This window comes from Phenylobacterium sp. GW823-FHT02A09 (assembly GCF_058797775.1).
In genome coordinates, this window is the sequence record NZ_JBXAJZ010000004.1 from 474042 (window position 1) to 487340 (window position 13299).

Consider the following 13299-nt stretch of genomic DNA (forward strand, 5'->3'; position numbering starts at 1 on the left):
CTGTTCAGCTTGGTCTGAACGCGGAGACGGCGGATCGGGTTTCGCGGACCGGTGTTCGGCCGGTCAGTCGGCGGACGTCGCCGCGGTCCGCCAGTCGGCGCCGGTCGCCGCGAACAGGCGCACGGCGTCGGCGAGGCGCTGTCCTTCGGCGCGGGCCAGGGACGCGCGGTTCTCGTTGACCCGTCGCTGGGCGTCGAGCACGTCGAGGAAGGCGCCGCCGCCGCGTTCGTAGGCGACCTTGGTCAGGCGCAGATTCTCGTCGGCCTGGGCCAGGGTGCGCTGGTGCGCAGCGCGGGAGTCCTCGTCGGCCGAGAGCGCGGTGAGCGCGTCGGCGACCTGGGCGAAGGCGGTGAGCACGGTTTGCTGATAGCGGGCAGAGGCGCCGGCGGCGGCCTCGCGCGCCTGCTGGCGGCGGGCCTTCAGCGCGCCGCCGTTGAACAGCGGGGCGGTGAGGCCCGCGCCGATGTCCCAGCCGCTGGCCCCGTAGCCGAACAGGTCGCCGACCTTCAGCGAGCCCTGGGTGATCGAGGAGGTGAGCTGGAGCTTGGGATAGAGATCGGCGGTCGCCACCCCGATGTCGGCGGTGGCCGCATGGAGGTCGGCCTCCGCCGCGAGGATGTCGGGGCGGCGGCGGACCAGCTCGGACGGCAGGGCGACCGGGACGGGCGCGGCGAGCGCCAGGTGCGCCAGCTGGAAGTCCGGCGCGGTCCAGTCGGCCGGCGCCTTGCCGACCAGCACGGCCAGGGCGTGGCGGGCGGCGGCGAGCTGGGCGCGCAGCGGCGGCAGCAGGGTGCGGTCCTGCTCCAATTGGCTTTGGGCGGCGACGCGCGCGGTGCTGGTCGATCCGCCCAGTTCGTTGGCCTTGCGGACCAGTTCGACGTTGGCCTGGTCGGCGGCGATCATCTGCTCGGTGGCGTCGATCTGCGCCTGGAGCGTGGCGATGGTCACCGCCTGCAGCGCGACGTTGGCGGTGAGGGTGAGATAGGCGGCCTCGGCACGTCGGGCCTCCGCCTCGGCGCGGGCGGCCGCGCCCTCGATGCGGCGGCGCTCGCCGCCGAACAGGTCGAGGTCGTAGCCGACGCCGCCGCCGACCGAATAGAGCGTGAAGGTCGGGTTCTCCAACTGCACGTCGCCGAAGCCGGTGAAGCCGAAGGCCTGGAGGTTGGCGCGCTCGCGGTGGAGGCCGGCGTTGAGGTCGGCCTTGGGGCCGGCCTCGCCGCGGGCCTGGGCCAGAGCCGAGCGGGCCTGGCGCAGGGTGGCGTCGGCCTCGGCCAGGGTCGGGCTGCCGGCGAGGGCCTGGCGGATGGTCGCGTCGAGCTCGGGCGACCCGAGGGCGCTCCACCAGGGACCGCTGACGGCGGTCGCCGGATCGAGCCGGGCGGCCTGCGGCGCGGCGTCGCCCGCCATGGCGTAGCCGCTCGCGGTCGGCGCGTCGGGCGACTTGAAGTCGGGACCGACGGTCGCGCAGGCGGTCAGCAGGATGGAGAGGCTCGCGCCGAGCAGCGCGCGCCGACGGGAGTTAGTCGACAGCGACATGGTGGTCCGTCTCAGTCCTGGTCTTGGGGGAGCGCATCAGCAGGATCAGCGGTGCGCAGAGGATGGTGATGCCCAGCATCAGCCGGAAGTCGTCGATATAGGACAGCATCGAGGCCTGGCGGGTGATCATGCCGTTGAGGCCGGCGATGGCGCTCTGGGTGTGGAAGGCGAGCGGGGCGTAGGCATGGTAGAGCGGATTGTCCGGCCGGGCGTGCTCGACCAGGGTCGCATGGTGGACCTCGATGCCGCTGACGAAGCGGGCCTGCATGATCGAGATGCCGGCCGCCGAGCCGATGTTGCGGATCAGGGTGAAGATGCCCGCGCCCTCTGCCCGGTGCTCGGGCCGCACGGTGGCGAAGGCGATGGTCGACAGCGGCACGAAGATCAGGCCGGTGCCGACGCCCGACAGGAAGCCCGACACGATGATCAGGTGGGTGTCCATGCCCAGGCTGAAGTGGGTCATCTGCCAGAGCGAGATCGCGCTGATCGAGAGGCCGGCCATAAGGATCAGCTTGATGTTCACCCGGCCGATCAACTGGCCGACCGCGAACATGGCGATGAACGAGCCGATGCCGCGCGGCATGCTGACCAGGCCCGTGAAGGCGACCGGATAGCCGAGCAGGGTCTGCATCATCGGCGGCAGCAGAGCCAAGGTCGAATAGAGCAGGATCCCGATGAAGAAGCCGAACACGCAGCAGGTGACGAAGTTGGCGTCGGCGATCAGCGCGCGGGCGACGAACGGCTTGGGCGCGGTGGCCATCTGCACCACGAACATCCAGACCGCGATGATCGCCACGACCAGATAGGTCCAGATCTCGGCTGAGCCGAACCAGTCCTGGCCCGGACCGCGGTCGAGCATCATCTGGAAGGCGCCGATCGCCAGGGCGAGGGTGGCGAAGCCGATGGCGTCGAACGGCCGCTTCTCGGCGCTTTTCTTCTCGGAGAGGAACAGGAAGACGCCGCCGAAGGCCAGGATGCCGATCGGCAGGTTGATGAAGAACACCCACCGCCAGTCGAGATTGTCGGTCAGCCAGCCGCCGAGCGCCGGACCGAGGATCGGGCCGAGCACCGCGCCGGCGCCCCAGACGGCCATGGCCTGGCCGTGCTTCTCAGGCGGGTTGATGTCGAGCAGCACCGCCTGGGAGAGCGGGATCAGGGCCGCGCCGAACAGGCCCTGGAGCAGGCGGAAGAGCACGATCTCCACCAGGTTTCCGGCGATGCCGCAGAGCATCGAGGCGACCGTGAAGCCGGCGATCGAGACCAGGAACACGGTCTTGCGGCCGAGGCGATCGGACAGGAAGCCGGTCAACGGCGTCATGATCGTCGCCGCGACGATGTAGGAGGTCAGGACCCAGGTGATCTGGTCGGCCGAGGCCGAGACGCTGCCCTGGATGTGCGGCAGGGCGACGTTTGCGATCGTCGTGTCCAGCGAGTTCATCACCGTCGCCAGCATGACGGAGATGGTGATCGCCGCCACGTTGGCGCCATCGCCCTTGTTGGCGGCGGGACGGGTCATTTGCCGAGGGCCGAGCGGACGTCGACCTTGGCGGTGGCGCTGAGTCCGCCGCTGAGGTTCGGAGCGGCCTCGTCGAGCGCGAGGCGCACGGGCAGGCGCTGCACGACCTTGACCCAGTTGCCGGTGGCGTTCTCGGCCGGCAGCAGCGCGAAGCTGGAGCCGGTGCCGGGGCTGAAGCTGACCACGTGGGCCTTCAGTTCATGGTCGTAGGCGTCGACCTTGACGGTGGCCGGCTGGCCGACCCGCATGTGGGCGAGTTGGTCTTCCTTGAAGTTGGCCTCGATCCAGGGCGTGCCGGAGATCAGCCAGAACAGGGTCTGGGCGGTCGCGACGCGATTGCCGGCCTGGAGCTGCTCGACCTTGGCGACGACGCCGTCGGCCGGCGCGACGACCGTCGTGTAGGAAAGATTCAGGCGCGCCCGCTCCAACTCGGCCTTGGCCTGCAGGACCTTGGGGTGCTGGTCGGGAGAGGCGCCGGCGCGGCCGCCGATGTCGGCCAGGGCCGAGGCCATCTGCTGGCGGACGACAGCCACCTGGCGGCGGGCCTGCTCGGCCTCGTGCGCAGCCTGGTCGGCCTGGGCCTGGGTCGACACCCCGGCGGCGGCCAGGCCTTTCTGGCGGATGGCTTCGCGCTCGGTGTAGCTGACCCGCTCCTGGGCGGCGGCCAGGTCGGCGCCGCGCTGGGCGTAGACGCCCTGGGTGCTCTCGACGTTGAACCGGGCGGCGGCCAGGGCGGCCTCGGCTTGGGCGACGGCGACCTGATAGTCGGCCGGGTCGAGCTTGAAGAGCACCTCGCCCTTGCGGACCTTCTGGTTCTCCTTGACGTCGACCTCGATGACCCGCCCGTCGATGCTTGGGCTGATCGCCGTACGGGCGGTCTGGACATAGGCGTTGTCGGTGGTCTCGAACTTCCCGCCGGTCAGCACGAAGTATCCGACCGCGGCCAGCACCATGACCGGTCCGCCGATCATCAGCGGCAACCGCAGTTTCTGGCCAAGGGTGCGTTCCGGCGGCCGGTGGCTGGCTGCTTCCTGTTCGGCCTCGGCGATCGCCTGATAGCCTTCCGCGTCGCTCACGCGCTGCTCCAACGTCTGTGCGCGGCCGGTTGATCGCCGTCCGCGCAGGGTTCTGACTTGTCATGAGAGGAGGGCGGGGAGGCCCAACCTGGAGCGCGGCAGATATGCCTCCACATGCCATGAGCCAAATGATAGTTTGTCACCACTGATATGAATGACGCGCATTTCAATACGCTCGATCTGAACCTGCTGCGGGTGTTCCAGGCCCTGCTCGAGGAGCAGAGCGCCACCCGGGCCGGGGAGCGGCTGGGTCTGACGCAATCGGCGGTCAGCCATGCGCTCGGGCGGCTACGCGCTTCGCTGGGCGACGAGCTGTTCGAGCGCGGCGCCGCGGGCCTGCAGGCGACGCCGCGCGCGCTGGAGATGGCGCCGGCGATCGGCGCCGCCTTGAAAATGCTGGAGGACGCGGTCTCGCCGAGCCGGTTCGATCCGGCGACGACCGATCGACTGTTTCATGTCGCCGCCAGCCCCTACGCCAGCTCGGTGATCATGCCGGCGGTGGTGCGCCGGGTGCTGGCCGAGGCGCCCGGCGCCAAGCTGCACTTGGTGTCGCCGACTTCGAACGTGGTCGACGACCTCGACCGCGGGCGACTGGACGTGGTGATCGGCGCCTTCGACCATGTCGACGACCGGTTCGAGCATGTTCCGCTGTTCGACGAGACCGGTGTCTGGGTGATCCGCACCGGGCATCCGGCGCTGTCGCCGGGGATATCCGACGAGGTGCTCGCCAAGCTGCCGCGGCTGCTGATCTCGGGCGCCGAGCCGCGCGAGCCAGCCCGTGGCCGCGGCCTTGGCCTACAGCGGCTGTCCAACTGGCACGACTCCTACGCCCTGGGCGGGGTCGCCTTGCGCGAGGTCGACAGCCCGATCAGCGTGCCCGACGCCTATTCCGCCCTGGTCATGGTGGGGGAGACCGACGTCGCGGCGCTGATGCCGCGGCGGCTGGCGATGCTGGCCGAGCAGGCCGGGCGGGTGGTGGTGATCGAGTCGTCCGGCGCCTCGCCGCCGTTCACCCTCGGGGCGGTCGTGCGGCGCGGCGAGCGCGGTGCGGTCGCCTGGCTGCTGGACCTGATCAGCGAGGTCGGGCGGAAGATCTAGGCGCCGCGACAATTAGATCGACCGGTCCGGTGCTGAGAGCTTGATCGGCTGCGTCTTATGGATGAGCAGGTACGCCGGCTGCGGCGAGCTCAGAGTCGGGCAGGCCGCTGGGGGGCGTCGTCATTTTCAAGTTGTCAGCCATGGCCTGCGCCGCGGGGCTCGCGGCCTGCGCGGCGCCGGCGGCCGCGTCGGACGTGGATTTCCATTGGGACGGCCGCCAGTTCGTGACCGCCGACGGCGGCTTCAGCCTGCGGCCCAAGGGCCGGCTGCTGCTGGACACTTCGACCACGGGCGGATCTGCCTTCAGCGATCGCAACCTGGTCGGCGACGAAGTTAGGGCCCTGCGGTTCGGTGTCGAGGGCATGGTCGGAGACCACCTGTTCTATACCGCCGAGGGCGACTTCGCGGGCGACAAGGCGATCCTGCGCGGGACCTACCTGGCTTGGCGCGACCGCTGGGCGGGCAAGGATGTCGAGCTGGTGCTGGGCAACCGGCTCAGCGAACGCGGGCTGGACGGATCGAGCAGTTCGGACGGCACGCCGTTCCTGGAGCGCAATGCGGTGGCCCAGGCGGTGATCCCGCTGAAGGGCTATTACGGCTGGGGTGGGATCGCCAAGGTCTATGGCGGCGACTGGCACGTGACGACCCAGGTGGCGGGCGACGATCCGGGCAACCTGGGCGTGGCCAAGGACGTGACCACCTACATGGTCCGCACGCACTGGAACCCTGTGAAGTCGCCGGTTGGCGTCGTGCACCTGGGGGCCTGGGGCTTCTATGAGGACTTCCCGCCCGAGTTGGACGGCCATTCGCGCAACACCGCCTGGGCCGGGCACATCAACAAGGAGGTCCAGGTCCCGCTGGGCCTGCTGAGCGACCCCGTCTACGGCGCCGGATACGGCGTGGAGTTCGGCGGTGCGCGCGGGCCGGTCTGGGGCTTTTTCGAAGCCGGCCGACGGGTGATCGACACCCGCACCGACCATGTCACCGCAGACGCCACGGCCTGGACCGCAGGCTGGATGATCACCGGCGAGAACTCGGCCTATTCCAGCCGCGGCGGGACCTTTGTGAAGATCGGGCCGCGCGCGCCGGTGTCGAAGGGCGGGCCGGGCGCCTGGGAGGTGGCGGTCCGCTACCAGACCCTGGACAACACCGACGCGCCGCTGGGCGGCAAGGGCCAGGAGGCCGAAGTCGGCGTCAATTGGCGGCTGGAGGACTGGCTGCGGCTGATGGTCAATCTCAGCCACTGGGAGGTCACGCACCGGGCCGGCAAGTACGCGGGCGTCGACGACGGCGACAGCCTGGCGGGCCGTTTGCAGATCGCGTTCTAGGTAAGTCAGGGGGCCGTCGCCGGCCCCCTGGTCGTTAGTAGCGCGAGGGGATGACCACCTTCATCGACTCGTAGCCCTTCACGAAGGACGAGAGGACGCGCTTGGGCTCTTCCACGACCTCGATCGCGGGGAAGCGCTGGAGGATCTCTTCCCAAAGGATCTTCAGTTGCAGCTCGGCCAGGCGGTTGCCCACGCAGCGGTGAATGCCGAAGCCGAACGACATGTGGTTGCGGGGCCGTTCGCGGTCGATGATGTAGTCGTTCGGCCGGTCGATGACCTCTTCGTCGCGGTTGCCCGAGACGTACCACATGATGACCTTCTCACCCTTCTTCATCTGCTTGCCCTGGAACTCGAAGTCCCGGGTCAGGGTGCGGCGCATGTGGGCCAGCGGCGTCTGCCAGCGGATGGTCTCAGAGACCATCGACGGGATCAGCGCCGGGTTGTCGTAGAGCTTCTTCTTCTGATCCGGGTTCTGGTGCAGGGCCAGGATCGAGCCGCTCATGGTGTTGCGGGTGGTGTCGTTGCCGCCGACGATCAGCAGGATCAGGTTCCCGAGGTACTCCATGCGGTCCATGTTCCGCGTGGCTTCGCCGTGGGCGAGCATGGAGATCAGGTCGCCCTTCGGCGGCTCGTTGACGCGTTCGTTCCAGAGCCGCGTGAAGTAGTCCACGCACTCGAACAGCTCCATCTTGCGTTCCTGGTCGGCGACCTCGGGATCGGTGGAGCTGAACAGGCCCGACTCCGGGCCGGCGGTGGCGATGTCCGACCAACGAGTCAGCTTGCGGCGATCCTCCCAAGGGAAGTCGAACAGGGTGGCCAGCATCTGGGTGGTCAGCTCGATAGAGACCTTGTCGACCCAGTCGAACTCCTCGCCGATCGGCAGGCTGTCGAGCGTGCGCTGGATGCGCTCGCGGATCAGCGGCTCGAGTTCGTGCAGGTTGGCCGGCGAGACGATCGGGCTGACGGTCTTGCGCTGGACGTCGTGCTTGGGCGGGTCCATCGCGATGAACATCGGGAGCGTGAAGTCCTCCTTCTGGTCGAAGATGGTGATCGACGGCTCGGACGAGAACACCTCGTGATTGGTGTCGACCGCCATGATGTCGTTGTACTTGGTCACCGACCAGTAGGGGCCGTCCTCGTGGAGGCCGTCCTTGTGATAGTGGACCGGGTCCTCCTTCCGGAGGCGTTCGAAATAGGGCCACATCGTCTCGGAGCGGAACAGCTCCGGATCGGCCATGTTGAACTCGTCAAGCGGCAGGGCATAGGCCTTGGCGCGAGCTTCAGACTTAAGATCGACGGCGCCGTCGCTCATCACATTTCCTCCGAGTCCGGCCTTGAGTGACCGCTGTTCACCTGACAATGGCGCCGGAATGGCTTCAGGGGAAGTTGCTGGCGTGCAACAGAAAATCTGAACTGACAAAACGACCGGTCGTGCGTAAATCCGCAATCTGCGAACACCTGTTTGAAACTGGAGCGACCATGTCGGCCGACGTCCTCTTCAAGCCCTTTGAATTCAAGGGCCTGCGTATCCCAAACCGTGTCGTCATGGCTCCCATGACCCGTTCATTCTCGCCGGGCGGCGTGGCGACCGACGAGGTAGCGCAATACTACAAGCGGCGCGCTGCGGCGCAGGTCGGCCTGATCGTCACCGAGGGCACCGGGGTCGACCGGCCCGCCTCGCTCAACGACAAGAATGTTCCGCGCTTCCACGGCGAGAAGGAACTCGCGGCCTGGAAGCACGTGGTCGAAGAGACGCACGCGGTCGGCGGCTTGATCGCGCCGCAGCTCTGGCACGTCGGCAACGTGCGCACCCGCGACCCGGAATGGAACCCGCCTGGCCCCTATGACAGCCCGTCGGGCCTGTCGCGTCCCGGGAAGGAGTTCGGCGCGCCGATGACCGACGAGGAGGTCGCCGACGCCGTCCGTGCGTTCGCCGAGGCCGCCGCCAACGCCAAGGCCCTGGGCTTCGACGCCATCGAACTGCACGGCGCCCATGGCTACCTGATCGACCAGTTCTTCTGGGAAGGCACCAACCTGCGCGAAGACGCCTATGGCGCCAAGGATCTGCCGGGGCGGGCGCGGTTCGCCGCCGACATCCTGAAGGCGGTGCGCAAGGCGGTCGGCCCGGACTATCCGGTGATCATCCGCATCAGCCAGTGGAAGCAGCAGGACTACGAGGTGAAGCTGGCCCAGGACCCGAAGGCGCTGGAAGCCTGGCTGGGCGCGCTGGTCGACGCCGGCGCCGACATCCTGCACTGCTCGCAACGCCGGTTCTGGGAGCCGGAGTTCGAAGGCTCGGATCTGAACTTCGCCGGCTGGGCCAAGAAGCTGACGGGCGTGCCGACCATCACCGTGGGCTCGGTCGGCCTGTCGGGCGAGTTCATCGCCGCCTTCGCGGGCGAGGGCTCGAAGCCGGCTTCGCTGGAGGAACTGGAGCGCCGTCTGGACCGTGGCGACTTCGACCTGGTCGGGGTCGGCCGCGCGCTGCTGCAGGATCCGGAGTGGGTCGTGAAGATCCGCGAAGGCCGCACCGGCGAGCTGAAGAACTTCGAGCGCGACGCGCTGGCGAAGCTGTACTGATGGTCGCTTAGATCCTCCCCTCTTGGGGGAGGTGGATCGGCGCATCGCGCCGAGACGGAGGGGGACTGCTCTACTCGCTGGGAAGAGTCCAAGTCCCCCTCAGTCAGCCTTTCGGCTGACAGCTCCCCCAGAGGGGGAGCATCTTCGTTATCACGCGTTGAAGTTCAGCTTCAGACCCGGCCGGGGCCAGGTGGTCTTGTAGAGCTTGCCGGTCGAGGAGGCGGTGATCCACGCGGTCTTCATGTCCGGCCCGCCGAAGCAGATGTTGGTCGTGATGAAGTCGGGCACCGGATAGTGCTCGACCGTGCCGTTCGGGTCGAAAGCTGTGATGCCGCCATTGAGGATGGTGGCGACGCAGACCTTGCCCGAGGCCTCGACCGCCAGGCTGTCGAGGAACTGCACGCCCGGCAGGTTGCAGACCGAGCGGCCGGGCGCGAAGCCGGCCGGCGGAGCGAGCACGCCCGGTTCGACCACGTCGAACGCCCAGAGGCGGCCGAGTTGGGTGTCGGCCAGATAGACGGTCTTTTCGTCGGGCGACAGGCCGACGCCGTTCGGGGCGATCAGGTGGTCGCGCTGGCGGCTGACGTGGCTGCCGTCGATCCTGGCGTAGTAGAGGGCCCCGAAGCGGCGGCCGTCCGGCGTGCTGGCGCCGTGGTCGGAGAACCAGAAGCCGCCCTGCTTGTCGAACACCAGGTCGTTGGGACCGACGAAGGGACGTCCGTCGCAGCTGTCGTAGAGCGTCTTCAGCTCGCCGGTGGCGAGATCGTAGCGCTGGATGTAGCCGCCCTTGTGGGTGTCCGGGGTCGGGCCGGGGATGGTCAGGCCGTCCTGGGTCGGCCAGGTGAACGAGGCGCCGTTGTTGGTGATGTAGATCGCGCCGTCCGGGCCGATGGCCGCGCCGTTCGGGCCGCCGCCGGTTTCGACCACCGTCTCCTTGCGCCCGTCAGGATGAACGCGGGTCAGGCGCTGGCCCTTGATCTCGGTGAGGATCACCGAGCCGTCGTTCATGGCGATCGGGCCTTCGGGAAATTCGAAGCCTTCGGCGACAAGCTGCATGTCCATGGTCGCGGTCCCTCCTTGGCTCGCCACTCGCATCGGTGGCGTTGAGGACGCGACTATGACCGATCAGCGGCGTTCCAACACCCGAATTTTAAACGCGTGTTCGTCGCCTTCGCCGGCAGGGTGCGAGGTGCTGGCGACCTCGGTCCAGCGGCTCTCGTCGATCGGCGAAAGGGTGACGTCGCCGGGGACGTCAGCGTCGACCTCGGTCAGGTAGATGCGCTGTGCACGGGTCAGGGCCAGCTCGAACAGCGAGGCGCCGCCGATGACGCAGAACTCGCCGACGCCGTCCTCGGCCGCCTGTTCGCGGGCGATGGAGACCGCCTCGCTGAAGTTGTCGCAGACCACCGCGCCCTTGGCCTCGAACGACCCGTCGCGGGTCAGCACGATGTTGGTGCGGCCGGGCAGGGGCTTCTTGGGCAGGCTCTCCCAGGTCTTGCGGCCCATGATCACCGGCTTACCCATGGTCACGGCCCGGAAGTTGGCGAGGTCGGTCTTGAGCCGCCACGGCAGGGCGCCGTCCTTGCCGATGACGCCGTTGCGGTCGCGGGCGATGGGCCCGGCGGTGAGGATCGGGGTGCTCATACCCCGGTCATAGCAGAGTCCACGGATGGGCGACCCAGGCGATTGTCGGCCAGGCCGATCACGGCGCGCAGGCCAGGATGGGCGTCCTCGAGCTCCAGGGCCCCGCCATGCAGCTTGGCGCAGGCCGCGGCGATGGCGAGGCCCAGCCCGCCGCCGGGCTTGGAGCGGGCCTCGTCGAGCCGCACGAACCGCTCGCGCACGCGGCCGCGATGCTCCGGCGCGATGCCGGGGCCGCTGTCGCTGACCACGATGCGGATCAGGCCAGGCGCCTCCTCGAGCGTCAGACGGACGACCGCGCCGTCGCCGGCGTGGTGGGCGGCGTTGTGCAGCAGGTTGCCGACCGCCTGGCGCAGGATCAGTTCGTGGCCCTGGACGATCAGGGGCGGCGCCAAGTCGGGCGCGACGAAGGTCTGGCCGGCGTCCTCGATCACCGGGGCGAACAGTTCGCCGACCTCGGCGACCAGGGCCGCAAGGTCGAGCGGGGCCATCATGTCGCGCGAGAGGCCCGCCTCGGCGCGGGCGATGTCCATCAGCGCCGACAGGGTCGAGAGCGCGCGGTCGGCCTCGCCGTGCGCCTGCTCGATGGCGTCGAGCCGCTTCTCCTCGCCGATCTGCGGCTCCAGGGCGCGGGCGAGGTCGGCCCGCATGCGGGTGAGGGGCGAGCGCAGGTCGTGGGCGAGGCTGTCGGTGACCGTGCGCATGCCGGTCATCAATTCCTCGATGCGGTCGAGCATGGCGTTCATGGACTCGCCCAGCCGGTCGAAGACGTCGCCCTTGGGGTGGGTCTCGGTGCGGGCCGACAGGTCGCCGTCGGCGATGCGGCCGGCGGTGGCGGCCAGCGTCTCCATGCGCCGCAGCAGCAGGCTGTTGAACCAGATGGCCGCCAGCAGCACCGAGCCGACGGCGGCGAGCAGCGCGATCGCGGCGCTGGCCAGCAGAGCGCGTCGGAAGGCGATGCGCTCGCCGATGTCTTCGTAGACGACCAGCGCGCCGCCCATCGACAGCGGCTGTACCAGCACCCGCCAAGGCGAGCCGCGGCCCTCCTCGACGATGTTGAGCTTGGCCGCGCCCGAGGCCGGCAGCTGCTGCGCCGCCTCCAGCCGCGCCCCGCCGAGCAGCCGCCCGTCGGCGTCGTAGAGCGCGTAGCGGAAGGCTCCGCCAGGGTCGGTCTTCTCGCGCAGGTCCAGGGCGCGGGCGAGGGGCGCGAGGCCTTCTTCGTGGGCGAAGGCGACGAAGTAGTCGCGCGCGGCCTCGGCCACTTCGCGCTGGCGCTTGCCGATGATCGCCTCGCCGACCCGGTCGATGGTCAGCAGCCCGACCGCCAGGGCCGACAGCGCCACCGCCAGGAGGACGAAGAACACCGCGCCTGGCCGCAGGCGCGAGCCCAGCGGCCTCACGGCTCCTGCGACAGGCGGTAGCCCGTTCCGCGCAGGGTGTGCAGCAGCGGCTGGGCGAACCCTTCGTCGATCTTCTTGCGCAGGCGGCTGATGTGGGTGTCGACGACGCTGGTGTGCGGATCGAAGCGGTAGTCCCAGACCTGTTCGAGCAGCATGGTGCGGGTGACGACGCGGTCCTTGTGCCGCATCAGGTACTCCAGCAGTTTGAATTCGCGCGGCAGCAGGTCGAGCGTGCGCCCCTCGCGGCTGACCCGGCGCGAGAGCAGGTCGATGGAGAGGTCGCCGCAGACCAGCTTGGTCTCGACCTCCGGCCCCGAACGCCGGCGCATCAGGTTCTCCAGCCGCGCCGAGAGCTCGGAATAGCCGAAGGGCTTGGTCAGGTAGTCGTCGCCGCCGGCCCGCAGGCCCTTCACCCGTTCGTCGAGGTGACTGAGCGCCGAGAGGATGATGATCGGCGTGGAGATGGAGGCCGCGCGCAGCGCCTTGATGACGCTGAGGCCGTCCATGCCCGGAACCATGCGGTCCATGATGACGGCGTCGAAGCCTTCGCCGCTGGCGGCGTAGAAGCCGTCACGGCCATCGGCCACGTGTTCGGCCGTATAGCCTTCCTCGCGCAGGCCCTTGAGGATGTAGTCGGCCGTTTCGGCGTCGTCCTCGACCAGCAGGATGCGGCGGCTCATGGGCGGCGCTCCGTCTTGCTCGGCGACGAGGATGGCGCGGTTTTCGAAAGGCTCCAAGACGGTCGGGCGGCCGCGGGAGACCGGCCGCCCGACCAACGCACAAGGGGGCTGGGTATCACCCCTTGGCGACGCACGCCTTGACGAAGGCGGTCTTGTCGCCGGTGTGCGTCTTTTGGCTGTTCCAGGCCTTTTCGCATTCGGCCTTCTTGGCGGCCGGGGTCGGCTTGGCGGCGGCCATGGTGGTCTTGGCGGGCGCGGCGGGCGCCGGGGTCGCGGCGAAGGCCGCCGAGCCGGCGATCAGGCTGAGGGCGATGGCCGCGGGGGCGATGAGGTTGCGCATGAGGCTCTCCTAGAGATGTCGGCCGGATCGTTCCGGACGAGGAGAGCAAACCGCGCCGGGCCCTCAGGCCGCGGTCCGCGAACTCGCAAATCTGTAAGTTTGGC

At 69.1% G+C, this 13299-nt stretch carries 12 protein-coding genes; 3 read left to right on the forward strand and 9 right to left on the reverse strand.

Annotation, left to right across the window (positions count from 1 at the left end; all coding sequences use genetic code 11):
- Positions 1-63 precede the first annotated feature (63 nt).
- From AC1Q87_RS18810 to AC1Q87_RS18820, 3 genes are read right to left on the reverse strand one after another with little or no spacing between them, the layout of a single operon-like run.
- Positions 64-1536 carry an efflux transporter outer membrane subunit gene (locus AC1Q87_RS18810; RefSeq protein ID WP_492610361.1) on the reverse strand — a complete coding sequence of 491 codons (1473 nt, stop codon included), beginning with the start codon at positions 1534-1536 and terminating at the stop codon, positions 64-66.
- On the reverse strand, positions 1520-3052 hold the full coding sequence (locus tag AC1Q87_RS18815; protein WP_492610362.1) for a DHA2 family efflux MFS transporter permease subunit: 1533 nt from the start codon (positions 3050-3052) through the stop codon (positions 1520-1522). The genes AC1Q87_RS18810 and AC1Q87_RS18815 overlap by 17 nt, the downstream gene beginning before the upstream one ends.
- Positions 3049-4128, reverse strand: a complete 1080-nt coding sequence (locus tag AC1Q87_RS18820) for an HlyD family secretion protein (protein ID WP_492610363.1) — start codon at positions 4126-4128, stop codon at positions 3049-3051. The genes AC1Q87_RS18815 and AC1Q87_RS18820 overlap by 4 nt, the downstream gene beginning before the upstream one ends.
- Positions 4129-4278: 150 nt before the next feature.
- On the opposite strand from AC1Q87_RS18820, the gene AC1Q87_RS18825 reads away from it, so the two are divergent.
- A complete protein-coding gene (locus AC1Q87_RS18825; protein ID WP_492610364.1) occupies positions 4279-5226 on the forward strand; it encodes a LysR family transcriptional regulator in 948 nt (315 codons plus the stop codon).
- A 140-nt stretch (positions 5227-5366) separates the two neighbouring features.
- On the forward strand, positions 5367-6554 hold the full coding sequence (locus tag AC1Q87_RS18830; RefSeq protein WP_492610365.1) for an OprO/OprP family phosphate-selective porin: 1188 nt from the start codon (positions 5367-5369) through the stop codon (positions 6552-6554).
- A 34-nt stretch (positions 6555-6588) separates the two neighbouring features.
- On the opposite strand, the gene AC1Q87_RS18835 is transcribed toward AC1Q87_RS18830, so the two are convergent.
- Positions 6589-7866: a cytochrome P450 gene (locus AC1Q87_RS18835; RefSeq protein ID WP_492610366.1), complete on the reverse strand. Its 1278-nt coding sequence runs from the start codon at positions 7864-7866 to the stop codon at positions 6589-6591.
- Between the two features lie 167 nt (positions 7867-8033).
- Here AC1Q87_RS18835 and AC1Q87_RS18840 point away from each other — a divergent pair, with 167 nt between their 5' ends.
- Positions 8034-9134 (forward strand): NADH:flavin oxidoreductase, encoded by a 1101-nt coding sequence (locus AC1Q87_RS18840; RefSeq protein ID WP_492610367.1) that lies wholly within the window; start codon positions 8034-8036, stop codon positions 9132-9134.
- A 150-nt stretch (positions 9135-9284) separates the two neighbouring features.
- On the opposite strand, the gene AC1Q87_RS18845 is transcribed toward AC1Q87_RS18840, so the two are convergent.
- From AC1Q87_RS18845 to AC1Q87_RS18865, 5 genes are all read right to left on the reverse strand, one after another.
- On the reverse strand, positions 9285-10196 hold the full coding sequence (locus AC1Q87_RS18845) for an SMP-30/gluconolactonase/LRE family protein (RefSeq protein ID WP_492610368.1): 912 nt from the start codon (positions 10194-10196) through the stop codon (positions 9285-9287).
- 63 nt (positions 10197-10259) lie between these two features.
- The gene (locus tag AC1Q87_RS18850; protein WP_492610369.1) at positions 10260-10778 is read right to left on the reverse strand and encodes a dihydrofolate reductase; all 519 of its coding nucleotides are present in this window, start codon (positions 10776-10778) and stop codon (positions 10260-10262) included.
- Positions 10775-12175: a sensor histidine kinase gene (locus AC1Q87_RS18855; RefSeq protein WP_492610370.1), complete on the reverse strand. Its 1401-nt coding sequence runs from the start codon at positions 12173-12175 to the stop codon at positions 10775-10777. Before AC1Q87_RS18855 ends, AC1Q87_RS18850 begins: the two co-directional genes overlap by 4 nt.
- Positions 12172-12855, reverse strand: coding sequence for a response regulator transcription factor (locus AC1Q87_RS18860; RefSeq protein WP_436062311.1), 684 nt, complete (start codon positions 12853-12855; stop codon positions 12172-12174). The genes AC1Q87_RS18855 and AC1Q87_RS18860 overlap by 4 nt, the downstream gene beginning before the upstream one ends.
- Positions 12856-12970: 115 nt before the next feature.
- Positions 12971-13195: a hypothetical protein gene (locus AC1Q87_RS18865; protein WP_492610371.1), complete on the reverse strand. Its 225-nt coding sequence runs from the start codon at positions 13193-13195 to the stop codon at positions 12971-12973.
- Positions 13196-13299 lie beyond the last annotated feature (104 nt).